We start from the raw sequence: 23,438 nt of genomic DNA, 5'->3' as shown, positions 1-23,438 counted from the left end.
TTATCGCGCGCGAGAACCAGCCTCCCGCGAGAGATCAGTGTCCATGGACCTCAACACCGTCACGGAAGTCGTACGGCGTCCGCTCGATCCGCCCGGCGCGGACTGGCGCGAAGGTGATGCGTGGCTTGCGGGTGGTACGTGGCTGTTCTCCGTGGAGCAGCCGAGCCTGCGGCGCCTGGTCGACCTGACGGCGCTGCGCTGGGAACCCCTCCTCCCGGGCCGCGCGGGACTCGAAATCGGTGCCACGTGCACGATTCGCGATCTCCATTCCTTTGCCTTTCCGGGCGATTGGATCGCGGGCACCCTTCTGGCGAAAAGTTGCGATGCCTTCCTGTCCTCGTTCAAGGTATGGAATTCAGCGACCGTCGGCGGAAATATCTGTCTGTCCCTGCCCGCCGGACCCATGATCACGCTGACGGTCGCGCTGGAGGGGCGGTACGAGCTGTGGGCCTCCGACGGGTCCACGCGCACCGTCGATGCCCTCGACTTCGTGACCGGCGACCATCAGAACGTTCTCGGCCCCGGGGAAGTCCTGCGGCGCATCGACATTCCGGCCCGTGCCCTGAGGAAACGCGCCGCGCACCGCCGCTTCTCGCTGACCCGCCTCGGCCGCTCGACGGTCTTCGTCGTCGGCACTCGAACGCCGGGCACGAGCGACCTGTTGCTCACCGTCACCGCCGGGACCACACGCCCCGTACGCATTGCTTTCGACACCATGCCCGATGCCTCGGCCCTGCGGCGGAGCATCGACGCCGTCCCCTCCGGCCTCTGGTTCTCGGATGCCAATGGGACCCCGGATCACCGTCGCCATCTGACGAAGCACTTCGCCGAAGAGATTCGTCGCGAACTGTCGGCCGGTGACCTGCCATGACGTACGTCGTGAACGGCAGGGGTTTCGACGAGGAGCCCGGCCCCGGCCAGTGCCTGCGGACCTTCCTGCGGTCGCTCGGGCACCACGGCGTCAAGAAGGGGTGCGACGCGGGCGATTGTGGTGCGTGCACGGTGTGGCTCGACGGCGATCCGGTGCACAGTTGCATCACCCCCGCGTTCCGCGCGGAGGGCCATGAGGTGACCACGATCGAGGGGCTCGGATCTCCCGGCCAACTGCACCCGATGCAGCGGCAGTTCCGTGATGCGCCGGGGTTTCAGTGCGGCTTCTGCACGGCAGGGATGATCATGACCTCGGCGACCTTCACCGAGGCCCAGAAGGCGGACCTGCCTCGCGCCCTGAAGGGCAACCTCTGCCGCTGCACCGGCTACCGGGCGATCGAGGACGCCGTGAAGGGCATCGTCGGCGTCGAGACCGCCGCGCCGGGAAAGGCCGTCGGGACGAGCGTCGGCGCCCCGGCGGGCGACGAAGTGGTGACCGGGCGCGCCGAGTTCACGATGGACACCGATGTCGAAGGCCTGCTCCACCTCAAGGTGCTGCACTCCCCGCACGCGCACGCCCGGATCGTGTCGGTCGACAAGACCGCCGCGCTCGCGGTGCCGGGCGTGCATCGCGTCTACACCTGGGAGGACGTGCCGCGCAGGCGATTCTCCACGGCGATCCACACCGACCACCTCGCCGATCCGGACGACACGTACATCCTCGACGACACGGTCCGCTTCGTCGGCCAGCGCGTCGCCGCGGTCGTGGCCGACACGGTCGGCGCGGCGGAGGAGGGCTGCCGAAGGGTCGAGGTGGAGTACGAGGAGCTGCCGGCGGTGTTCGATCCTGAGGCCGCGATGGCCGAAGGGGCTCCCCAACTGCACGGGACGGACGACCCGTTCGTCCGCGATGCCGTCCACAACATCCTGCTGGAGATCCATTCGCACATCGGCGATGTCGACGCGGGGTTCGCCGAGGCGGATGTGATCCATGAAGGAACGTACTCGTCCCCCCGGGTGCAGCACGCGCATCTCGAGACCCACGGATCCATCGCCTGGGTCGAGAACGGCCGGTTGATCGTGCGGACCAGTTCGCAGTCGCCGTCGATCGCGAAGATCAAGCTCGCGCATCTCTTCGCGCTGCGCCCGGACCAGCTCCGCGTGTTCTGCAAGCGGGTCGGTGGCGGCTTCGGCGGCAAGCAGGAGGTCATCTCGGAGGATCTGGCCGCGCTCGCCGCCCTGGACACCGGGCGGCCCGTCTGCTTCGAGTACACCCGCGAGGAGGAGTTCACGACGGCATCGCCGCGGCACCCGATGACGCTGACGGTCAGGCTCGGCGCGAAGGCGGACGGCACGCTGACGGCATTTCAGGTCCGTAATGTGTCGAACACGGGCGCCTATGGCAATCACGGCGGCGAGACCCTGTACGCAGGCGGCGCGGCCGTCATGATCTACCGCTGTCCCAACAAAAAGTACGACGGGTTCTCCGTCTACACGAACACCGTTCCGAGCGGGGCGCTGCGCGGCTACGGCATGACGCAGCCGGCGTACGCCGTCGAATCCGCGATGGACGAACTGGCCCGCGCCCTGCACCTCGACCCGCTCGAACTGCGACGGCGCAACATCGTGCGGCCGGGCGATCCGCTCGTCGCCATGCACGACGGCCCCGACGACGTGATGTTCAACGAGAACGGACTCGGCAAGTGCATCGATCTCGTGGATCACGCCATGGCTCGCGCCGTCGACGAGCCGCCGCCCGGGCCCGGTTGGCTCGTGGGGTCCGGGGTCGCGAGTTCCCTGCACGAGACCGCGCCCCCGACCGAGCACCTCTCCGAGGCCTGGGTCACGCTCGGCGACGACCTGGTGTACGAACTAGCCGTCGGTACGGTCGAGTTCGGCGAGGGCACGTCGACCGCGCACGTCCAGATCGCGGCCAACCAGCTGGGTACGACGCCCTCACGCATTCGCCTGGTGCAGTCGGACACGGATCGCACGGGATTCGACACCGGCGCCTTCGCGAGCGCGGGCCTCTTCGTGGCGGGCAACGCCGTGCTCCGAGCGGCCAATGCCGTGCGCGACCGCATCCTCGAATTCGCCGCCGCGCACACGGGCGTCCACGTGGTCATGTGCTCGCTGGGCGACGGGGAAGTCGTCTGCGGGGACCAGCGCGTGCCGCTGGCCGAACTCGTCTCGCTGGCCCGGGCGCGCGGAATCCGGTTCACCGCCGCACGCAAGGCCTACGGCTCGCCACGAAGCGTCGTATCCAACACACAGGGATTCAAGATCGCGGTCCATCAGGTGACGGGCGAGATCCGCATCCTCTACAGCGTGCACGCCACGGACGCGGCCGTCGTCATCAACCCCGCGCAGCTCCGGGGTCAGGTGGAAGGCGGGGTCGCCCAGGGCATCGGCTTCACACTGACCGAGAACTACCAGGTCGACGCGGGCGGAGCCATGGCCAACCCGAACCTGCGCAACTACCGCATCCCCACCTACGCCGACGTCCCCCGCACCGAACTGTTTCTGGTGAAGTCGGCGGACTCCTTCGGGCCCATGGGGTCGAAGGGCATGGCGGAATGCTGTATCAACCCGGTGGCCCCCGCGCTGGCGAACGCGCTCCACGACGCCACGGGCGTCCGCTGTCGCGCCCTGCCCCTGACGCCGGAGCGCATCTACAGCCGACTCAGGGACAACCGGGCCATACGGACGGCCACTTAGCGTCACCCGATGCCGGTGACCGTGACGGTGACCTGTGCCGCGGCGGCCGGGGCCCTGGCACCGCACACACCGCACCGCCAGTCGCCGCTCTCCCCGGCGCAGGGCCCAGCGGATCGTGGGCGCCGGTTCACGACCGCACTGGGCAGGGGGCGCCACGGGCCGGAAGCGTCCGTCCCAGGCGGGCCAGTGGGGACAGCGCCATCAGCAACGGGGACAGCAGCATCCCTGCCGCCGTCACCGCAAGGCTGAGGCGCAGCCCCCACCCGTTCGCGAGGAATCCGCCGAGCAGCGAGCCGAGCGGGGTCAGGCCCATGCCGACGAACGTGATGGTCGCCGCCGCGCGGCCTTGCATCCCGTCCGGGGTCAGGGCCTGCCGGACGCCCATCACCGTGACGTTCACCAGCTGGCCGAAGGTCCCGAACACGAGACTGACCCCGACGAGGGCGAGAACCGTTCCCGTGGAGGAGCCGTGCAGCGCGGGCACGATCAGGAACGCGCCGTCGCCGAGGGCCGCCGCGGACACGAGCACCACGCCGTGCCCGAACCGGCCCGGTAGGCGCGCGGCCAGCAGCGAGCCGAGGAGCGCGCCCGGCCCCGTGGCCGCGAGTGCGAGACCGATCTCCGTGCCGGACAGGTGAAGTTCCCGCGGCAGGAAGAGCAGGTAGACGGTCATCATGGCCGCCAGCGAGAACTGGAAGGCGGCCGAGGCGAGGCACACGGCCCGCAGAGAGGTGTCGCCGACGACGAAGCGGAGGCCCTCGCCGATCCGCCGCCAGACCCGCGGGGGACGCCGCCGGGGCTCTTGCGTGGGCTCCGGGAGACGCTGCGAGCGCTCTTGCGTGGGCTCGGGGATCGGCTCACTGCGGCGGATCCGGCGGATCGACAGGAACGACATCGCGAAGAGGAGAGCGCCGGACGCGGCAGCGATCGGCGCTGCCAGGACTGAGACCAGCGCCCCGCCGAGTGCGGGGCCGGCGATCTGGGCGGCTGAGCGGCTGCCCTCCAGTGCGCTGTTGCCCGGCACCAGCTGATCGCGGTTCACCAGCCGTGCGAGAGACGTCTGGTAGGCCACGTCGAAGAACACGGAGAGGGCGCCGACGGCGAAGGCTGCCACGAGCAGCGCGGGCAGGCCCAGCGCGCCGAAGAGCCCTGCCACGGCGGTCGCCCCCAGGGCCAGCGCCCGACCCGCGTCCGCCAGCACCATCACCGTGCGCGTGCGCCACCTGTCCACCCACGCGCCGGCCGGAAGCGAGAGCAACAGGATCGGCGCCTGCCCCACCGCGCGCAGGACGCCCAGCTCACCGGCGTCGGCGCCGAGCGTCAGGACGGCGCAGAGCGGCAGAACGACCAGAGTTGTGTGTTCACCGAGTTGGGAGACCGTCTGGCCCACCCAGAGTCGGCGGAAGTCGCGGTCGCGCCACAGGCTTGGGGAAGCAGGCCGGCCGGAAGCAGATCGGGCGGAGGAAGCAGAGGGATCGGAGGGATCAGCGGAATCAGACGAAGCAGAGGACGCGGAGGACGCGGAGGACGCGGAGGGCACAGGGATCCCTTGCAGTACGGACGACGAGGCCCGCCACCGGACGCGCAGAGGGCGCACCGCCGGTTCGGGCAGGAGAGGGCTCGCTGTGCCACAGAACAAGGGCAGCACGCGATGACGGGCCGATCAGGGCCTACAGCGTCACAGCGTGCTCGTACGACCGGGCATCTCTCACTCCTCGCAGTTCACTCGCCGCCCGACCCTAGCCCGTACCGAAGGAGACCGACATGGGAAAAATCGTCATCAGCGAGAACGTCTCGCTCGACGGCGTCGTCCAGGACCCGACCGGTGAGGAGGGGTTCCGGCACGGGGGCTGGTTCGGCCGGATGGCGGACAAGGACCGGCTGGAGTGGACCAAGGTCGAGTTCGACGAGGCGCTCGGCACGGCGGCGCTGCTGCTCGGGCGGCGGAGCTACGAGTGGTTCGCGGCCTGGTGGCCGTCCCGGAGCGGCGCGTGGGCGGAGCGGCTGAACACCCTGCCCAAGTACGTCGTGTCCTCGACCCTCGTCGACCCCGAGTGGAACAACTCGACGGTCCTCGACGGCGAGGTGGTCCCCGAGGTCTCGAAGCTGAAGCAGGAGGTGGACGGGGACATCGTCGTCTACGCCAGCCGCCGGCTCGTGCGCACGCTGCTTGCGCACGGCCTGGCCGACGAGCTGCGGCTGATCGTCCACCCGGTCGTGCTCGGGGCCGGCGAGCGCCTCTTCGGCGAGACCGGCGACGGGCTGTCCCTGCGCCTCCTCGACACCCGCACCGTCGGCGACAGCCTCGCGGCGCTCACCTACGGGATCGTCCGGGACGCCCAGGGACAGGCACCGTCACTGGACCCATGAGCCCATGATCACCTGCGCGCTGAAGCACCTGAGCACTGAACACCCTCCCCCTTTGCATAATCATTCTCTAGGATGCATACTCTTCCTATGTCTAAGGTTCTCACCTCCCTTCCCGCCGGCGAGCGCGTCGGCATCGCCTTCTCGGGCGGCCTCGACACCTCCGTCGCGGTCGCGTGGATGCGCGACAAGGGTGCCGTCCCGTGCACCTACACCGCCGACATCGGCCAGTACGACGAGCCCGACATCGCGTCGGTGCCCGGCCGTGCCAAGACCTACGGTGCCGAGATCGCGCGTCTGGTCGACTGCCGTGCGGCGCTGGTGGAGGAGGGCCTGGCCGCGCTCGCTTGCGGCGCGTTCCACATCCGCTCGGGTGGCCGTGCCTACTTCAACACGACGCCGCTCGGCCGTGCCGTCACCGGCACGCTGCTGGTGCGGGCGATGCTCGAGGACAACGTCCAGATCTGGGGCGACGGCTCGACGTTCAAGGGCAACGACATCGAGCGGTTCTACCGTTACGGCCTGCTGGCCAACCCGCACCTGCGCATCTACAAGCCGTGGCTCGACGCCGACTTCGTGACGGAGCTGGGCGGCCGCAAGGAGATGTCGGAGTGGCTGGTCTCCCACGACCTGCCGTACCGCGACAGCACCGAGAAGGCGTACTCGACCGACGCCAACATCTGGGGCGCCACTCACGAGGCCAAGACTCTGGAGCACCTCGACACCGGTGTGGAGACCGTTCAGCCGATCATGGGCGTGCGGTTCTGGGACCCGTCGGTGGAGATCGCCGCCGAGGACGTGACGATCGGCTTCGAGCAGGGCCGCCCGGTGACGATCAACGGCAAGGCGTTCGCCTCCGCCGTCGACCTGGTCATGGAGGCGAACGCGATCGGCGGCCGCCACGGCATGGGCATGTCCGACCAGATCGAGAACCGGATCATCGAGGCGAAGAGCCGCGGCATCTACGAGGCCCCGGGCATGGCGCTGCTGCACGCCGCGTACGAGCGTCTCGTCAACGCGATCCACAACGAGGACACTCTCGCGCAGTACCACAACGAGGGCCGGCGCCTCGGGCGGCTGATGTACGAGGGCCGCTGGCTGGACCCGCAGGCGCTGATGGTCCGCGAGTCGCTGCAGCGCTGGGTCGGCTCGGCGGTCACCGGCGAGGTGACGCTGCGGCTGCGGCGCGGTGAGGACTACTCGATCCTCAACACCACCGGCCCGGCGTTCAGCTACCACCCGGACAAGCTGTCGATGGAGCGCACCGAGGACTCGGCGTTCGGCCCCGTGGACCGGATCGGCCAGCTCACCATGCGCAACCTCGACATCGCCGACTCGCGCGCCCGGCTCGAGCAGTACGCGGGCCTCGGCATCGTCGGCACGACGCACCCCGAGCTGATCGGCGCCGCGCAGGCGGCGGCGACCGGCCTGATCGGCGCGATGCCGGAGGGCGGCGCCGAGGTCATCGCCTCCCGTGGCGAGGTCTCCGAGGAGGACGAGCTCCTGGACCGCGCCGCGATGGAGTCCGGAACCGACTGAACCGACTCACACCGTCGGGCAGGACGAGGAGGAGGGGGTGGCCGCTGCGGCCACCCCCTCCTCCTCGCTCTTTTCCCGGGCGGCTACGCGGCTTCCACCACGTCCGTCGGGTTCGCGAACTGCGTGCGGTACAGCTCCGCGTACCGTCCGTCCTCGGCGAGGAGCGTCTCGTGAGTGCCGCGCTCCACGATGTGGCCGTCCTCGACCACGAGGATCTGGTCGGCGGACCTGATCGTGGACAGGCGGTGGGCGATCACGACGGCCGTACGGCCTTCGAGTGCCTCGGCGAGCGCTTCCTGCACGGCCGCTTCGGACGTGTTGTCCAGGTGGGCGGTCGCCTCGTCGAGGATGACGACGCGCTGCCGGGCGAGGAGGAGGCGGGCGATGGTCATGCGCTGGCGTTCGCCGCCGGAGAGGCGGTAGCCGCGCTCGCCGACGACGGTGTCGAGGCCGTCGGGCAGGGAGTGGACCAGGTCCTCAAGGCGGGAGCGGCGCAGGACGTCCCACAGGTCCTCCTCGCTCGCTCCGGGCCTGGCCAGGAGGAGGTTGGCGCGGACGGAGTCGTGGAAGAGGTGGCCGTCCTGGGTGACCATGCCGAGGGTCTCGCGCAGTGATACGGCGGTCAGGTCGCGGACGTCGACCCCTCCGATGCGTACGGCGCCCTCGTCGGTGTCGTACAGGCGTGGCATGAGCTGGGCGACGGTCGACTTGCCCGCGCCGGAGGTGCCGACGAGGGCGACGGTCTGGCCGGGTTCGGCGCGGAACGAGATGCCGTGCAGGACTTCGGCTCCCCCGCGGGTGTCGAGCGAGGCGACCTCTTCGAGGGAGGCGAGGGAGACCTTGTCTGCGGACGGGTAGCCGAAGCGGACGTCGTCGAACTCCACGGCGACCGGCCCCTCGGGCACCTCACGGGCGTCCGGCTTCTCGTCGATCAGCGGCTTGAGGTCGAGCACCTCGAAGACGCGCTCGAAGCTGACGAGGGCGCTCATGACCTCGACGCGGGCCCCGGCCAGGGAGGTCAGCGGCGCGTAGAGGCGGGTGAGGAGCAGGGCGAGGGAGACGACGGCGCCTGCTTCGAGGGTGCCCTCGATCGCGTAGTAGCCGCCCAGGCCGTAGACGAGCGCGAGGGCGAGGGCCGAGACGAGGGTGAGCGCGGTGATGAACGCGGACTGCGCCATGGCCGTGCGGACACCGATGTCCCGTACGCGGCTGGCGCGGGCGGCGAACTCGGCGGACTCGTCGCCGGGCCGGCCGAAGAGCTTGATCAGCGTGGCGCCGGGCGCCGAGAACCGCTCGGTCATCCGGGTGCCCATGGCCGCGTTGTGCGCGGCGGCCTCGCGCTGGAGCCGGGCCATCCGCGTACCCATGCGCCGCGCGGGCACCACGAACACCGGCAGGAGCACCAGGGCGAGGAGCGTGATCTGCCAGGAGAGCGTGAGCATGACGACGAGGGTCAGAAGCAGGGTCACGACGTTGCCGACCACGCCGGAGAGCGTGTTGCTGAACGCTCTCTGCGCGCCGATCACATCGTTGTTGAGCCGGCTCACGAGGGCGCCGGTGCGTGTCCGTGTGAAGAAGGCGACGGGCATGCGCTGCACATGGTCGAAGACCGCCGTGCGCAGGTCGAGGATCAGGCCCTCGCCGAGGTTGGCCGAGAGCCAGCGGGCGACGATGCCGAGCCCCGCTTCCACGAGGGCGATCACGGCGATGAGGAGGGCGAGGCGGATGACGGTGCCCTCGTCCTTGCCCGCGACGATGGCGTCGACGACGTGCCCCGCGAGGACGGGGGTCGCCACGGCGGTCAGCGCGGTGACCACGCTCAGGACGACGAACTGGGCGATCCGGCGCCGGTGCGGACGCGCGAAGGCGGCGATGCGGCGCAGGGTGGCGGGGGCGAAAGGTCGGGTGTCCTGCTGGGCGTTCATGACGCTGTGCAGCTGCGTCCACGCCGTGGTCTCCATGCTCATGGAGTAGACGGTAAGACCTCAAGCAACGTTGAGGTCAACACAAGGCTTCAATTCGAGGTGGGGGCGCCTGGGAGGGGCGCGGGCGACGTGCCACGCTGAACGTCACTCAGTGACGATCACTTAGGAGAGTCCGGATGCCGGTCCGCGTCGAGCGCCGAGGGCATGTCACCACGGTCGTACTGTCCCGCCCCGAGGTCCGCAACGCGGTCGACGGGCCCACGGCGGCCGAACTGGCCGCCGCCTTCAAGGAGTTCGACGCCGACGAATCCGCCCGCGTAGCGGTGCTCTGGGGTGAGGGCGGCACGTTCTGCGCGGGCGCCGACCTCAAGGCCATCGGCACGGAGCGCGGCAATCGGGTCGCCGAGGAGGGCGACGGGCCGATGGGCCCGACCCGGCTGCGGCTGTCCAAGCCGGTGATCGCCGCCGTGAGCGGGCACGCGGTGGCCGGCGGCCTCGAACTGGCGCTCTGGTGCGATCTGCGGGTCGCCGAGGAGGACGCCGTGTTCGGGGTGTTCTGCCGCCGCTGGGGCGTGCCCCTCATCGACGGCGGCACGGTGCGCCTGCCTCGGCTCATCGGCGAGAGCCGCGCCATGGACCTGATCCTCACGGGCCGTCCGGTGCCCGCCCCTGAGGCGTACGCGATGGGGCTGGCCAACCGCCTTGTGCCGCCCGGCCGGGCGCGCGCCGAGGCGGAGGAGCTCGCGGAGCAGATCGCGGGCTTCCCGCAGGCCTGCATGCGCGGCGACCGCGCCTCCGTTCTGGACCAGGCGGGGCAGGGCGAGGAAGCGGCCATGGCGGGTGAACTGCGGTACGGGACAGCCGTGTTGGAGGAGAGCCTGACGGGGGCCGCACGGTTCGCGTCGGGGGCGGGACGGCACGGGTCGTTCACCGACACGTGAGCCGGCGCCGCGCCCGCCCCCGGCGAACGGTCAGTCGGAGGTGTGCAGCGGCACCGTGATCTGCTTGATCCAGGTGCCGGTGGTGAAGTCGCGCGCCTTGATGACGACCGAGCGAGGGCCCACCTCCACCTGGAGGCCCTGGTTGAATGCGCCGCCGAGCGAGACCTCGCCGCCCTTGCCGTCGTCCATCCAACCGACCTGTACGGCGGCGGTGTTGACGACGGTGAACCCTTCGGGGTTTGCGGTGCCGGGGACGACGCGGCGCACCACCCAGTCGGACAGGTTGAGGTCCCAGTGGGTGTGCCCGGAGAACAGGAACACGTCCTTGTGGCGGCCCAGGATCGACAGGAGCCGGTCGGGCTGGAGGTAGTCGCTCATGTACAGCTTGTTGTGCGTGCCCGACACGGTGTTGGGCAGCGGGTGGTGGGTCAGGACCATGACGGGACGGCGGCGGCGCGCCCAGTGGGCGAGCCGGTCCTCGAGCCACGCGAACTGCTCGTCGCTGATCCACACCTCGTCCCACAGCTTCGCGTCGTGGTAATGGGAGTAGCGCTCGGTGCCGAGGCTGAGGACGGGCACGCCGCCGAACGAGGTCTCCGAGTAGACCTTGCCCCGCTCCGCGAAGTGGTAGAAGCTGCGGAAGAGGGAGTCCTCGGTGGTGCCGTTGGGCCAGGTCGCCTGGGCGAGGGTGTTCGGGTCGCTGTACTTCGGCACGTAGAACTCGTGGTTGCCGATGGCCCACGCCACGTTCTTGGGGTGCGGGTGCTTGTCCAGGGTCTGGCGGACGGCCGCGTACTCGAAGTCGTAGCCGCGCGGGGTGATGTCGCCGGCTATGCCGAGGCCCGCGCTGCGGGGGTTGACCGAGTGCAGGTCGTCGAGCGCCTTGCCGAAGTCGGTCAGGTCGCCCTGGATGTCGCTGATGATGTTGAACCGCACGGTCCCGCCGTCGCCGTGGCGCTGCGCCGCGGGCTCGGCGGCGGGCGCCGCGTCGGCCGCGGGCGCGGAGACCAGGGAGCCGGTCGCGGCGAGCGCGCCGCCCGCGAGCGTCGCGCGCCCCGTCGTGGCCATGAACGATCTGCGATCCATCGGTGTTTCCTCCAAAGCGACTGCCCCGTGTACGGGTGGTTGGTCGCCCCGAGCGTTACGGATCGCGATGGCCTGACGACGTACCGGAGGTGACCGGAACCTTAAAGCTGGTCTAGCCCAGTTACCTTTTCGAGATCTGGCCGCTGTCGATGCGCCCGGTGAGCCTTCAGCCCAGTTCGAGGGTGGTGATACCGAAGATCCTTTCCTGGGCGAACGGCCGGACGGGGCCGGTGTACATGCGGGCCGTGGCGAACCCGGGGATCAGGCCGTACGCCTCGGCGAGTGCCACCGCGGCCGGGTTCGACTCGGGGACGTCCACGGCGACCGGGGCCCCGCCGACCGCCGCGATGAGGGCGTCGAACAGCGCGCGGGCGTCCTGCGGGGTGTCGGCGAACAGCGGGCCGACGCGGAACGTGTCGAGGGCCGGGCGGATGACGCCGTAGCCGGTGACGCGGCCGTCGACGACGCGGGCGAGCGCGCGATGCCCGTCACCGGCGAGCCAGGAGGCGAGGAAGCGGGGCCGGTCCGCGGGGTAGCAGGCGCCGTCGTACAGGGCGATGGACTTGAGGCCGCCCGCGTCGGCGACGGGGATGACGGTGCCGGGTGCCCGATCGCCTTCGGCCGATCGCGGGGCCTGCGGGACGCCCGCGTAGCGGACGGTCGTGTGGGCCGGCTCGAAGCCGGACTTGCGGTAGTTGTCCTGCTGGGCGGGGACGCCGTCGAGGCCGACGGTCCTGCCGCCCGCGTGCGTGAGTGCCGCCTTCCAGGTGGCGATGCCGTAGCCGCGGCCACGCAGGTCGGGCCGTACGAGGTAGAAGCCGAGGAACGCGTAGTCGTCGCCGTAGTTGACCACGGAGATCGCGGAGACGGGCTCGCCGTCGACCCGGCCGATGAAGAAGCCGTCGGGATCCTGGGCGAAGAAGCTGCGGGCGTCGGCGAGGCCCGGGTTCCAGCCCTCTTCCGCCGCCCAGCCGCTGATGACGGACCAGTCGTCGAGCGTCGCCCGGGTGATGTCGAGCCGCTCGGGCACCTCGGGGGTGCCGGCGGTCCGGTGGTTGCCGGAGGTGTGGGGGTCCGGTCGCGTCATCGTCGCCTCTCCGTTCTGCGCGGCGCGCCCCAGGCCCGCCGCCTTGATCCATGCCGGGCCCATCCTTCCCGATCACCTCCCTCCGCCGCGACCACTGAGGCACGATGATCGGATACCTGACCGAACTGAGCCTCTTCACAAGGGAGTTGCCGCATGGGGGAGATCACGCCGCCGTCCATCGACCGGATCGACACCAGCAAGCCGCATCCGGCACGGGTCTACGACTGGTTCCTGGGCGGCAAGGACAACTATCCGGTCGACGAGGAGCTCGGCCGGCAGATCGTGGCCCTCGAACCGCAGTCCAAGTACGCCGCCCAGCACAACCGTTGGTTCATGCAGCGCGCCACACGGCATCTCGCGGGGGCGGCAGGGGCGCGCCAGTTCCTGGACATCGGCAGCGGCATCCCCACCGAACCCAACCTCCACCGCATCGCCCAGGGCGCCGCGCCCGACGCCCGTGTCGTGTATGTGGACAACGACCCGATCGTGCTCGCCCACGCGGGGGCACTCCTGCGCGGCACCCCGGAGGGCCGCACCGAGTACCTCTCGGCGGACGTGAGGGAACCGGAGAAGATCCTTGAACTCGCGGCGGACATCCTGGAGTTCGACCGCCCGGTGACGCTGTCGCTCATCGCGCTGCTCCACTTCATCCCGGACTCGGACGGCGCCCACGGCCTCGTACGCATCCTGGTGGACGCGCTGCCGCCGGGGAGCCATCTGGTCCTGTCGCAGCTCGCCGGCGACTTCGATCCGGAGCGGACGCGGGAGGCCGTGGCGATGTACGCGGCGGGCGGGGTGACGCTCGTGCCGCGCACGCGCGAGGAGATGGGCCGCTTCTTCGACGGGCTCGACCTGCTGGAACCCGGGATCGTGTGGCTGCCGGACTGGCACCCGGAGCTCGGCGTCGACGAGATCAGGAACGAGTCGCCGGTGCCGCTGTACGCAGGAGTGGCGCGCAAGCCGTGACCCTCAGACGCACCCCCTGAAAACCCTCACACGCACCTCCCGAATCTTTATGGTCACCTTGACTATATTCAAGGCGCGCCATATCGTCGCCATGACGAAAACGACTAGGGGGTTTCTGTCATGGCCGACATCAAGCGACGCTTCGGACTGCATCACTTGCGCTCCGCGCCCACCACCCACATCCGTCACCACAAGCGCGGAGCGCTCGCCCACGACGGCACGGGCCTGAGCTTCTGGTTCCGGGCGCTGAGCGCGGCACTGTCCGAAGTGCCCGTGGACGACCGGGAGTTGGCGGTCACGTTCCATGCCCGGACCGCCGACTTCCAGGACGTCGCCGTGCAAGCTTCGGTGACGTACCGGATCAGCGACCCCGCGCTCGCCGCCGCCCGGCTCGACTTCTCGCTCGACCCGGACACCGGCGCCTGGCGCGGCACGCCCCTGGAACAGCTGTCCGCCCTGCTCACGGAGACGGCGCAGCAGCACGCGCTGGATGTGCTGGCGCGCACCCCGCTCGCGGAGGTCCTCGCGGACGGTGTGACAGCGGTGCGCGAACGGGTTGCGGCGGGTCTCGCCGCGGAGCCCCGGCTGCCCGCGACCGGCGTGGAGGTCGTCACCGTGCGCGTCGTGGCGCTGCGCCCCGAGCCCGAGGTGGAGCGGGCGCTGCGCACGCCGGCCAGGGAGCGGATCCAGCAGGAGGCCGACCGGGCGACGTACGAGCGGCGCGCGGTGGCGGTCGAGCGTGAGCGCGCCATCGCCGAGAACGAGCTCGGCAGCCGCATCGAACTGGCCCGGCGGGAAGAGCAGTTGGTGGAGCAGCGCGGCACGAACGCACGCCGCGAGGCCGAGGAGAACGCAGCGGCGGACGCGGTACGCGCCGAGGCGGAGGCGGCGCGGGCGGTGCGCCTGGCGGGCGGCGAGGCGCAGGCGGCACGTGCGGTCGGCGAGGCGCGGGCGCACGCGCAGGAGGCGTGGCTGCGGGTCCACTCCGAGGTGGACGCCGCGACCCTGCACGCCCTCGCCGCCACGCAACTGGCACAGAACGTGCCGCGGATCGAGAACCTGACCCTCTCCCCCGACGTGCTCACAGGTCTGCTCGCCCGGCTCGGTCACGACCGCGGTGAGCGGTCGTGACGCTCGCACCGCGCGCGGTGCTCGTCCACCGGACCACGGAGTACGAGGAGTTGCTGGCCCGGCACGGCACGCACGGCCAGGCCGCCTTCTTCCTCTCCTCGCGCGGGCGCTCGGTCGAGGAGGTGGCCGAGCGCCATCACCGTACGGCGCGCGCCCTCGCGGAGGTCGCGGCGGCCGTACCGCTGTCGTGGCGCAGGACGCGCCTCGAGCGCGCGGATCTGGACCGGTTCCTGTTCGGCCCGGAGGACGTGGTGATCGTCGTGGGGCAGGACGGTCTGGTCGCGAACGCGGCCAAGTACCTTTCGGGCCAGCCGGTCGTCGGCATCGACGCGGAACCGGGACGCAATCCAGGGGTGTTGGTGCGGCACCGCGTGGCCGACGCGGCGAAGCTGCTGCCGGCGGCCGTCTCGGGCCGTGCCGCCGCCGACGAACTCACCATGGTGGAGGCGGTCGCCGACGACACACAGCGGCTGCTCGCGCTCAACGAGATCTACCTCGGCCCGCCGTCGCACCAGACGGCGCGCTACCGGATCGGCCTCGACGACGACACGCACGCACCCGAGGCCCAGGCGTCCTCGGGTGTCCTGGTCGGCACCGGGACCGGCGCCACCGGCTGGCTGCGTTCGCTGTGGCAGCAGCATGCGAGCACACTCCCGCTGCCGGCCCCGGCGGAGCACCGGCTGCTCTGGTTCGTGCGGGAGGCCTGGCCTTCACCCGCCACCGGCACGTCCCAGGTGGAGGGCTCCCTCGGCCCCGGCGACCGTCTGCGCGTCACGGTCGAGTCCGACCGTCTGGTGGCCTTCGGCGACGGCGTGGAGAGCGACGCCCTGGAACTGACCTGGGGTCAGACGGTGTGCGTGGGACGGGCGAAGGAGCAGCTGCGGCTGGTGACGTGAACCCCCAGCGCCATGGCTACTCAGGCGGCGTGGGTGTGTCGTGGCTGTGGTACATCGCCTGGATGTCGAGTTCCAGCTTCACGGTGGGTCCGACCACCGCGATACCGCGGGCCAGCATGCTCCGCCAGTCCAGCGTGTAGTCCTCGCGGTGGAGTTCGGCCGTGGCGAGGGCCGCGCAGCGCAGCTCTTCCGCGTATCCGCCGTTGACCATGCCGAGATAGCCGGTGTCCAGCTCCACCGTGCGGCTCACGCCGTGCATGGTGAGGGCGCCCTGGATCGTCCACTTGGTGCCGCCGCGGTACAGGAAGCGGTCGGAGGAGAAGTGGATGTACGGGTAGCGCTCGACATCGAGGAAGTCGGCCGAACGCAGGTGGTTGTCCCGGGTCTTGTTGCCCGTCGTGATACTCGCCGCGTCGATCTGCACCTCGACCCGCGAGTCAGCCATGTCGTTCGCGACCTGGATGCCGCCGTCGAAGCGGGTGAACCGGCCGTGGACGTGGGCCATGCCGACGTGCTTGGCGATGAACCGGATCGCGGTGTGCGGCGGGTCGAAGAGCCAGGTGCCGGGCTGAGGCAGCTCCGGCGGGCGCCCCATGTGCAGCTGCACCGAGGTCAGCGGGAGCGTTTCACCGGCGACGACGTCGAGGGTCTGCTGGTGGGGCTGGAGGCCGTCGGCCGCGATCATGACGCCGTACCGGCCGGGCGGCAGCGTGAGGAAGACGAGGCCGTACGGGTCGCTGGTCACCTTCGCCACGACGCGGCCGTTGGCGACCCGCGTCACGGTGACGTCCGCCCCCGACATCGGCTGCCCCATGGGGTCGGCCACCTCGCAGTGGAAGGCGCCGGCGCCGTGCGGCACGGGGTGCACCAGTCCCGCCCCGCGCGGGTCCCGTCCGGACCGGCTCCTCCTGAACAGCGCGAGGGGCATGCAGATCACCTTTCAGATTCGGCCGCAGAACCTCCGCAGCGGGCTCGCACATACGATCCCATGTCTGCGATCTCCGCCGATCAAGGGCGCTAAGGGTTACCGGCGGCAACTGCGTGGTGAATACATGGGAATCCGACATTCCGCCGCCGGGGCGTGTCAGATTCCACAGTCCCCTCACCTTTCACCCACCTCTCGACCATGCGCGCGCTCCTCCCGTTGGGGCTCCCAGCGCGGTGCCGGGCGGGCCAGGACGGGGCAGGTTGGACCCCTGTGACGCAGCGCCACTTCCGCGCCATATGTCTGCCGATTCCGGGTCAACCGTTGACTCGCCCGATCGCGCTCTGACAGATTCTCGACGCCATGAATGCGACAGAGCCCGATCTCTCCGCCAGGTGGAAACGGTTCGCCGAAGCGCACTGGGGCAGGGAGCCCGCCGCGGTCCCGTTCGCCACGGGCCTCGGGCCGGAGCAGGTGTACGGGGCCGTCGCCGCCTCCTGCGCACCGCCCGCCGAGGACGCGGCCGGCGTCCACTTCGCCACGGCGTCGCAGGGCCGATTACGTGACGCGGGCACACTGCTGCCCGGCCGGGACGACCCCGGCCCGGACGCATACCGGGACCGGCTCGCTCGTGAACTCGGCGGAGCCGGCTGGCTGTTGAGTGTGCACCAGCCGCTGTGGCGCGACTTCGGGCTCTGGGCGCGTGTACGCGAACTCGTCTCCGGGCTGTGGCGGGCGGTGGGCTGGCCCACTCTGCCGGTGACGGCCGAACTCGCCCTCGGAGATAGCTGCACCGGCCCCGACGCCCCCGCCCCGCGCCCCGGCTCGTTCGCGCTCACGTGGGTACTCGCCGGGACCATGACGGTCAGGCTCTGGCCCGAGCACACCGGCACCGAGTACCAACTCGCAGCTGGAACGGGTGACTTGGTGTACTGGCCCGCCGGCTGCCGTCACCTCGATCACTACCTCGACCGCTGCACCACGTTACGGATCGTCGTCCCCGCGCGCCGCGCCGCCGCCCTCACCCACGTAAGGGGACTCCTCGCGGACCGGATGCAGGAGGACCGTGTCTACGCGGGCGCCCCCGGCGTCCTGCCGTTCCCTCCCCCGACGGACCCCGACGGTGAGATCGGCGCGGCGGAACCGGTCGCCGCCGCCGCGCGGCTGTTCGCCGGGCTCGCCGCCGTCCCGGGAACGGCCAGGGAGTTACGCGTGGCGTGGGCGGCCCGCAGATCGGCGGCGGGGCTCGAACCGGCGCCTTTGCCACGACCTGCCGTACCCCTGACTCCTGGCCTGCGCGTACGGGCCTCGGCCGAGCTCTTCCGGACACCGGACGGACCCGGACGCGCCGTGTGGGCCGCGAACGGACACACCCTGGCGGTCGAAGGGCCCGGAGCCGAACGCGTCAGGAACCGGTTGTGGTCCGAAAGAGCCTTCACCATAAGAGAGTTGGGGCGCTGGTCGCGGATGCCCGCGGAGAAACTGATCCCGCTCCTGTCCGACCTGCATCACATTCGCGCCATCGAACTGGTGGACGGAGACGGGGCGGGATGAGGGAGGATCCCCGAGCCGGCGGGCCCGCAAGCGGCGCTGCCGCCCATGTCGAGCAGGGGCAGCAGGGGCAGCTCGACCGGCTCGCCCGGCTCGACTGGCAGGTCTTCGGCGAGCGGTACTGGGACCGGCAACCCGTGCTCATCAAGTCGGTCGCCCCCGCCCCCTTCGACGCCCACGAGGTGTTCGAGACCGCCGTCGCCGCGGCGCACCGCGGCGGGCCGTTCGGCGTGCCGCCGTACGCGGGGTTCGCGGTCGGCGGCGAGCCCCAGACCGACCCCGGCGACTTCCTGCCGCAGCCGAGGGACGGCTCGTATCCGGGCTACCACCAGCGGCTCGTCCGGCAGCTCTCCGGCGAGCCGTACTCCCTGTCCCTTCAGGCGTTTCACGCGTTCCACCATCCGCTGTGGGCGCGCGAGCGCGCCTTCTTCGCCGGGCTGTGGGCGCGGGTGGGACAGCCCGTGCCGAGCGCCTTCACGACGCTGGTCCACGGCACGTACGAGCAGCCGCTCGCCGAGGTGCTTCCCGGACAGCGTGTCGCGACGTTCCTGTTCGTGCTGGGCGGGCGGCAGCGCATGCGGTTCGGTGCGGCGGACCGGGGCGCGTCGTTCACCGTCGAGGCCGATCCGGGCGACCTGCTGTACTGGCCGTCGCACCTCTCCCCCGTCGCCGAGCCCTACGCCGGCTGGGCGTCGACCGGCGTGCGGGTGAGCGTCGTACGGGAGGGGCGGCAGGCGGCGTCCGAGCTCTACGACCTGCTGCACGACGTCACGCCTGAGACGCTCCTCACGCCGGACCCGGATCCCGCGGGCGCCGCTCCGCCCGGCGAGGAGGGTCTGCTCGTGCCCGACGCCGAGGCCGGGGCGGAGTTGCCCGCACCCCTGGAGCGCGCGCTCGCGCACTTCCGTGCGGCGGGCGCGCGCGGGCCGCTGGAGGAGCGCATCGCCCGGCAGTCCCTGCGGCACTGGACAGCCGGGGGTTTCCGGCCCGTACCGCCGCCGGCGCCGCGCGGCAGGTTCGGCGACGACGACGTCGTGCGCGCCACGGAGCATGTGTTGTGGACCGAGGCAGCCGGCCGGCGCCTGTTCTCGGCATGCGGCCACGTGGCGGCCACGGAGCTGCCGGCCGCCGACCTGTCCGCCGTACTGCGGGTCCTCAACTCCGGACGACCGCTGCCCCTCCGTGAACTCACGCCCGCAGCAAGGGGGTTGCTGGCGGAGCTGACGGCTTTCCGCGCACTGGAACGCCTCTGAGGACCCTCCGGTCCGTCACTGCCCCGGCGCCGGGATCGCCAGGTACTTGTACTCCAGGAACTCGTCGATGCCGACCCGGCCTCCCTCACGTCCGATGCCGGACTGCTTGACTCCACCGAAGGGTGCGGCCGGGTTGGAGACGAGGCCGGTGTTGAGGCCCACCATGCCGGTCTCCAGGCGTTCCCCGACGCGCAGCGCCCGGTCGAGGTCGCGGGTGAAGAGGTAGCTGACGAGGCCCCATTCGGTGTCGTTGGCGGCGCGCACCACCTCGTCCTCGTCCTCGAACGTGAACAGGGCGGCGACAGGTCCGAAGATCTCGGTCCCGGTGAGACCGGCGTCGCGCGGCACCCTCACGAGGACGGTCGGCGGGTAGAAGTAGCCTTCTCCGTGCGGGAGTTCGCCTCCGGTGAGGACCTTCGCGCCGCGGTCCACCGCGTCCCGTACGAGCCGGTCGACCTTGTCGCGGCCCGCGGCGTCGATGAGCGGCCCGACGTTCGTCCCGGGTTCGGTGCCGGGGCCGACGGTGAGGGCGCTCATGCGGGCGGCCAGCCGGGAGGCGAAGTCGTCGGCGACGGAGCTGTGCACGAAAATGCGGTTCGCGGCCGTGCACGCCTCTCCCATGTTGCGCATCTTCGCCACCATGGCGCCCTCGACGGCCGTGTCGAGGTCCGCGTCGTCGAAGACGATGAGCGGCGCGTTCCCGCCGAGTTCCATCGAGGTGCGGACGACGGTGTCGGCGCACTGGGCCAGGAGGATCCGGCCGACCTGGGTCGACCCCGTGAAGGACAGCTTGCGGATGAGTCCGCCGCGCAGCAGCGGTTCGACGAGGGCGCCGGCGTCCGTGGTGGTGACGACGTTCAGGACGCCGTCGGGCAGGCCCGCCTCGGTGAGGATCCCGGCCAGGGCCAGGGTGCACAGGGGTGTCTGCGGCGCGGGCTTGAGGACCATGGTGCAGCCCGCGGCGACGGCCGGGCCGATCTTGCGGGTGCCCATGGCGAGCGGGAAGTTCCAGGGGGTGACGAGCAGACAGGGGCCGACGGGCCTGCGCATGATCAGGTGGCGGCTGCGGCCGTCGGGCGAGGGCGCGAATCCCCCCTCGATCCGTACGGCCTCCTCGGAGAACCAGCGGAAGAACTCGGCTGCGTACGTGACCTCGCCGCGCGCCTCGGCGAGGGGCTTGCCCATCTCCAGGGTCATGAGGAGGGCGAGTTCGTCGGTGCGGGCGATGATGATCTCGTAGGCGCGGCGCAGGATCTCGCTGCGGGCCCGGGGCGCGGTGGCGGCCCATGACTCCTGTGCGGCCGTGGCGGCCTCGGCGGCGCGCCGGCCGTCGTCGGGCCCGGCATCGGCGACCTCGCACAGGCTCTGGCCGGTGGCCGGGTTGTCGACGGAGAAGGTGCGGCCCCCGGCCGCGTCCTGGAGACGGCCGCCGATGAGGAGCTGCTTGGGGACGTCCTCGACGACTTGGGGCGTGGGGTGGGTCGTGGTCATGCCTGTTCCTCCGTCGCTGGTCAGCGGGTTGCCGTCGCGGTCTCCACGGCCGCGGCCCAGGCCCGCAGGCCGTCGTCGATCTGCCCCTCGTCGACGATGAGCGCGGGGATCATCCGCACGACGTTGCCCCAGGGGCCGCAGAGCAGGAGCAGCAGCCCCTCGTCGGCGGCGGCCTGCTGGGCGCGTACGGCCGTGGCCGCGTCGGGTTCGCCGTCGGGGGTGGTGAACTCGCTGGCGAGCATCAGGCCGAGGCCCCGTACGTCGCCGATCGCCTCGGTCTTCGCGGCGATGTCCTCCAGGCCGGAGCGCAGGCGGGCGCCCATGGCGGCCGCGTTGGCGACGAGGCCTTCCTCCTCGACGACCTCCAGGGTGGCGACCGCGGCGGCGCAGGCGACGGCGTTGCCGCCGTAGGTGCCGCCCTGCGAGCCGGGCCGCGCCTTGTGCATCAGCGCCTCGGGGGCGGCGATCCCGGAGAGCGGGAAGCCGCTCGCGAGGCCCTTGGCGGTGATGAGGATGTCGGGGCGTACGCCGAAGTGGTCGTGGCCCCAGAAGCGTCCGGTGCGGCCGACGCCGGTCTGCACCTCGTCGAGGATGAGCAGGATGCCGTGGCGGTCGGCGCGCTCCCGGAGCCCTTGCAGGAAGGCGGAGTTGGCGGGCACGTAGCCGCCTTCGCCGAGGACGGGTTCGACCAGGATCGCCGCGGTGTCGTCCGGGTCCGAGACGGTCTGGAGGAGGTGGTCGAACTCGCGCAGCGCGAACCGCGTCGCGGTCTCCTCGTCCCAGCCGTAGTGGTAGGCGTTCGGGAAGGGCGTGATGGCGACGCCCGCCATCAGCGGTCCGAAGCCGGTACGGATCTTCGTGCCGGACGTGGTGAGGGAGGCGGCGGCGACGGTGCGGCCGTGGAAGCCGCCGTGCGCGACGACGATGTTGGGCCGGCCGGTGGCCTGCCGGGCGAGCCGCATGGCCGCTTCGACGGCCTCGCTGCCGGAGTTGGCGAAGAAGAGGCTGTCGAGGCCTTCGGGCAGCACGGATCCCAGCTTCTCGACGAGGCGCTCAAGGGGCTGGTGCAGGACGGTCGTGTACTGGCCGTGGATGAGGGTGGCCACCTGTTCCTGGGCGGCGGCGACCACGCGCGGATGGCAGTGGCCGGTGCTGGTGACGCCGATCCCGGCGGTGAAGTCCAGATAACGGCGGCCGTCGGTGCCGTAGAGATGGACGCCTTCCCCGCGTTCGGCGACGACGGGGGTGGCCTGGCGCAGATGCTCGGACAGTCGCGTCATGCCTCCACCCTCAACGCTGAGCCGAAAGGACGTCAATGGGCCCTCTGTGACGATCCGCCCCCTGGGGGTCACCGGTCACCCGTGTGGCCTCGACGACCCTCGACTCCGTCACCCGCCGCAGGCCCGCTCGCCCCATTCGCAAGAGTTCTGCGTAACCGGCTCAACCGGCCGGGTTCCCAAAGGAGTCGGGTTATGCAACAGTCCTGCGCAACCCGATGTGAGGGAGCGGTTCGGCATGGCTGGGGCACGGGGGCATGACCTTGCGGCGTTGCGCGGGCTCAACACGGGCGTTGTCCTGCGGGCGCTGCGCAGGGAGAGTCCGCAGACCGTCAGCCAGCTGACGGGGGCGACCGGCCTGTCGCGGCCGACGGTCGAGGCGCTGGTCGACGAGCTCGTCTCGCAGGGCTGGATCGCCGAGACCGATGCTCCGCCCGCCGGGCGCACCCCCGGCCGTCCGGCCCGCCGGCTGCGCTTCCGGTCCGAGGCCGGGCACGTCGTCGGCGTCGACATCGGACTGCGCAAGATCGTGCTGGTGCTCGCCCGGCTCGACGGCGAGGTCGTCGCGTGTGAACGGGAGGACCTCGCCGAGGAGTTGAGCGGCACGGAGCGCATCGAGCTGCTGCGCGGGCGGCTGCGGCGCTTCCTCGTCGAGCAGGGTCTGCGGGCCGAGGCCGTCTGGGCCATCGGCATCGGCGTGCCGGGCATGGTCGACGACACGGGCCGGATCCGGTCGGTGATCGTCCCGGAGTGGACCGACCTGGATCTCGCGCGCCGACTCGCCGACGACTTCCCGTGCCGGATCCTCGTCGAGAACGACGTGAATCTGGCGGTGCTGGCCGAGCACTGGCAGGGCGCGGCGACGCTGGCGGACGACGTGGCGTGCGTCCTGGTCGGGCGGCGCATCTCCTGCGGCCTGATGATCAACGGCAAGCTGCACCGGGGGCGCCGGGGCGGCGCGGGCGAGCTGGGCATCCTGCCCCAACTCGGCCTGGACGCCGCGGAGAAGTGGTTGGCGTGGGACGGCGAGCGGCTCCCGGGCGAGTCCGAGACGGACGCCCTCGCGCGGGCCGTGCGGACCGGGGACGGCGGGGCGCGGGCCGTGCTGGACGGCTATCTCGCCGGGGTCGCTCCGGGGATCGCCGCACTCGTCCTCGCTCTGGACCCCGAGCTCCTCGTCCTCTCCGGCGCGCTCGCCCCGGTCGGTGAGCCGCTCGGGCCCCTGCTCACGGAGCATCTGCGGCCACTGACCCTGCACGTGCCGCGCATCGCGGTCAGCGCGCTCGGGCGTGAGGGCGTGGCACTCGGTGCGGTACGCCGCGCGCTGGATGCTCTCGACTCCCATCTCCCTTACGGAACAGGACCGTTGCGCCCCACTCCCGCCCTCTGACCTCGCCATCATCCCCCCTCACCCT

18 protein-coding genes are annotated in these 23,438 nt (G+C 71.3%); 11 read left to right on the top strand and 7 right to left on the bottom strand.

From position 1 onward, the window contains the following. Positions 1 to 43: 43 nt before the first annotated feature. Both CG723_RS10035 and CG723_RS10030 read left to right on the top strand, forming a co-directional pair. The gene (locus CG723_RS10035) at positions 44 to 871 is read left to right on the top strand and encodes an FAD binding domain-containing protein (protein ID WP_100592925.1); all 828 of its coding nucleotides are present in this window, start codon (positions 44 to 46) and stop codon (positions 869 to 871) included. Continuing rightward, a complete protein-coding gene (locus CG723_RS10030) occupies positions 868 to 3,588 on the top strand; it encodes a molybdopterin-dependent oxidoreductase (protein ID WP_100592924.1) in 2,721 nt (906 codons plus the stop codon). The genes CG723_RS10035 and CG723_RS10030 overlap by 4 nt, the downstream gene beginning before the upstream one ends. Positions 3,589 to 3,715: 127 nt before the next feature. Here the strand turns inward: CG723_RS10030 and CG723_RS10025 are convergent, their stop codons facing one another. Next, positions 3,716 to 5,011, bottom strand: coding sequence for an MFS transporter (locus CG723_RS10025; protein WP_100593789.1), 1,296 nt, complete (start codon positions 5,009 to 5,011; stop codon positions 3,716 to 3,718). Positions 5,012 to 5,352: 341 nt separating this feature from the next. Here CG723_RS10025 and CG723_RS10020 point away from each other — a divergent pair, with 341 nt between their 5' ends. Together CG723_RS10020 and argG are read left to right on the top strand one after the other, a co-directional pair. Beyond that, positions 5,353 to 5,958: a dihydrofolate reductase family protein gene (locus tag CG723_RS10020; protein WP_100592923.1), complete on the top strand. Its 606-nt coding sequence runs from the start codon at positions 5,353 to 5,355 to the stop codon at positions 5,956 to 5,958. 87 nt (positions 5,959 to 6,045) lie between these two features. Continuing rightward, positions 6,046 to 7,494 carry an argininosuccinate synthase gene (gene argG / locus CG723_RS10015; protein ID WP_100592922.1) on the top strand — a complete coding sequence of 483 codons (1,449 nt, stop codon included), beginning with the start codon at positions 6,046 to 6,048 and terminating at the stop codon, positions 7,492 to 7,494. A gap of 83 nt (positions 7,495 to 7,577) precedes the next feature. Here argG and CG723_RS10010 read toward each other — a convergent pair whose 3' ends face one another. Then, positions 7,578 to 9,455 carry an ABC transporter ATP-binding protein gene (locus tag CG723_RS10010; RefSeq protein ID WP_199841755.1) on the bottom strand — a complete coding sequence of 626 codons (1,878 nt, stop codon included), beginning with the start codon at positions 9,453 to 9,455 and terminating at the stop codon, positions 7,578 to 7,580. A 140-nt stretch (positions 9,456 to 9,595) separates the two neighbouring features. On the opposite strand from CG723_RS10010, the gene CG723_RS10005 reads away from it, so the two are divergent. Then, positions 9,596 to 10,360 (top strand): crotonase/enoyl-CoA hydratase family protein, encoded by a 765-nt coding sequence (locus CG723_RS10005; RefSeq protein ID WP_100592920.1) that lies wholly within the window; start codon positions 9,596 to 9,598, stop codon positions 10,358 to 10,360. Between the two features lie 30 nt (positions 10,361 to 10,390). Here CG723_RS10005 and CG723_RS10000 read toward each other — a convergent pair whose 3' ends face one another. Both CG723_RS10000 and CG723_RS09995 read right to left on the bottom strand, forming a co-directional pair. Continuing rightward, a complete protein-coding gene (locus CG723_RS10000; RefSeq protein WP_100592919.1) occupies positions 10,391 to 11,446 on the bottom strand; it encodes a metallophosphoesterase family protein in 1,056 nt (351 codons plus the stop codon). A gap of 166 nt (positions 11,447 to 11,612) precedes the next feature. Then, positions 11,613 to 12,533, bottom strand: a complete 921-nt coding sequence (locus CG723_RS09995; RefSeq protein ID WP_100593788.1) for a GNAT family N-acetyltransferase — start codon at positions 12,531 to 12,533, stop codon at positions 11,613 to 11,615. A gap of 153 nt (positions 12,534 to 12,686) precedes the next feature. Here CG723_RS09995 and CG723_RS09990 point away from each other — a divergent pair, with 153 nt between their 5' ends. The 3 genes from CG723_RS09990 to CG723_RS09980 all read left to right on the top strand — a co-directional run bounded on the left by CG723_RS09990 (position 12,687) and on the right by CG723_RS09980 (position 15,526). Further along, complete coding sequence (locus CG723_RS09990; RefSeq protein WP_100592918.1) at positions 12,687 to 13,499, top strand: SAM-dependent methyltransferase; 813 nt, start codon at positions 12,687 to 12,689, stop codon at positions 13,497 to 13,499. 120 nt (positions 13,500 to 13,619) lie between these two features. Then, positions 13,620 to 14,630 (top strand): SPFH domain-containing protein, encoded by a 1,011-nt coding sequence (locus CG723_RS09985; RefSeq protein ID WP_100592917.1) that lies wholly within the window; start codon positions 13,620 to 13,622, stop codon positions 14,628 to 14,630. Continuing rightward, complete coding sequence (locus tag CG723_RS09980; RefSeq protein WP_100592916.1) at positions 14,627 to 15,526, top strand: NAD(+)/NADH kinase; 900 nt, start codon at positions 14,627 to 14,629, stop codon at positions 15,524 to 15,526. The genes CG723_RS09985 and CG723_RS09980 overlap by 4 nt, the downstream gene beginning before the upstream one ends. A 16-nt stretch (positions 15,527 to 15,542) precedes the next feature. On the opposite strand, the gene CG723_RS09975 is transcribed toward CG723_RS09980, so the two are convergent. Next, positions 15,543 to 16,454, bottom strand: coding sequence for a YceI family protein (locus tag CG723_RS09975; RefSeq protein WP_100592915.1), 912 nt, complete (start codon positions 16,452 to 16,454; stop codon positions 15,543 to 15,545). A gap of 360 nt (positions 16,455 to 16,814) precedes the next feature. On the opposite strand from CG723_RS09975, the gene CG723_RS09970 reads away from it, so the two are divergent. Both CG723_RS09970 and CG723_RS09965 read left to right on the top strand, forming a co-directional pair. Further along, positions 16,815 to 18,005, top strand: a complete 1,191-nt coding sequence (locus CG723_RS09970; RefSeq protein ID WP_100592914.1) for a hypothetical protein — start codon at positions 16,815 to 16,817, stop codon at positions 18,003 to 18,005. Then, a complete protein-coding gene (locus tag CG723_RS09965; protein ID WP_100592913.1) occupies positions 18,002 to 19,255 on the top strand; it encodes a hypothetical protein in 1,254 nt (417 codons plus the stop codon). Before CG723_RS09970 ends, CG723_RS09965 begins: the two co-directional genes overlap by 4 nt. Before the next feature lie 15 nt (positions 19,256 to 19,270). Here CG723_RS09965 and CG723_RS09960 read toward each other — a convergent pair whose 3' ends face one another. Then, a complete protein-coding gene (locus tag CG723_RS09960) occupies positions 19,271 to 20,746 on the bottom strand; it encodes an NAD-dependent succinate-semialdehyde dehydrogenase (protein ID WP_100592912.1) in 1,476 nt (491 codons plus the stop codon). 20 nt (positions 20,747 to 20,766) lie between these two features. Then, positions 20,767 to 22,026 (bottom strand): aspartate aminotransferase family protein, encoded by a 1,260-nt coding sequence (locus CG723_RS09955; protein ID WP_100592911.1) that lies wholly within the window; start codon positions 22,024 to 22,026, stop codon positions 20,767 to 20,769. Positions 22,027 to 22,261: 235 nt separating this feature from the next. Between CG723_RS09955 and CG723_RS09950 the strand changes: the two genes are divergently transcribed. Further along, positions 22,262 to 23,413 (top strand): ROK family transcriptional regulator, encoded by a 1,152-nt coding sequence (locus CG723_RS09950; protein ID WP_100593787.1) that lies wholly within the window; start codon positions 22,262 to 22,264, stop codon positions 23,411 to 23,413. The last annotated feature ends 25 nt before the right edge of the window (positions 23,414 to 23,438 follow it).

The sequence above is a fragment of the Streptomyces sp. CB01635 genome (assembly GCF_002803065.1).
Lineage (GTDB): Bacteria > Actinomycetota > Actinomycetes > Streptomycetales > Streptomycetaceae > Streptomyces.
Note: the sequence above shows the minus strand (reverse complement) of the source record. Positions and strands in the feature narration are given on the sequence as shown.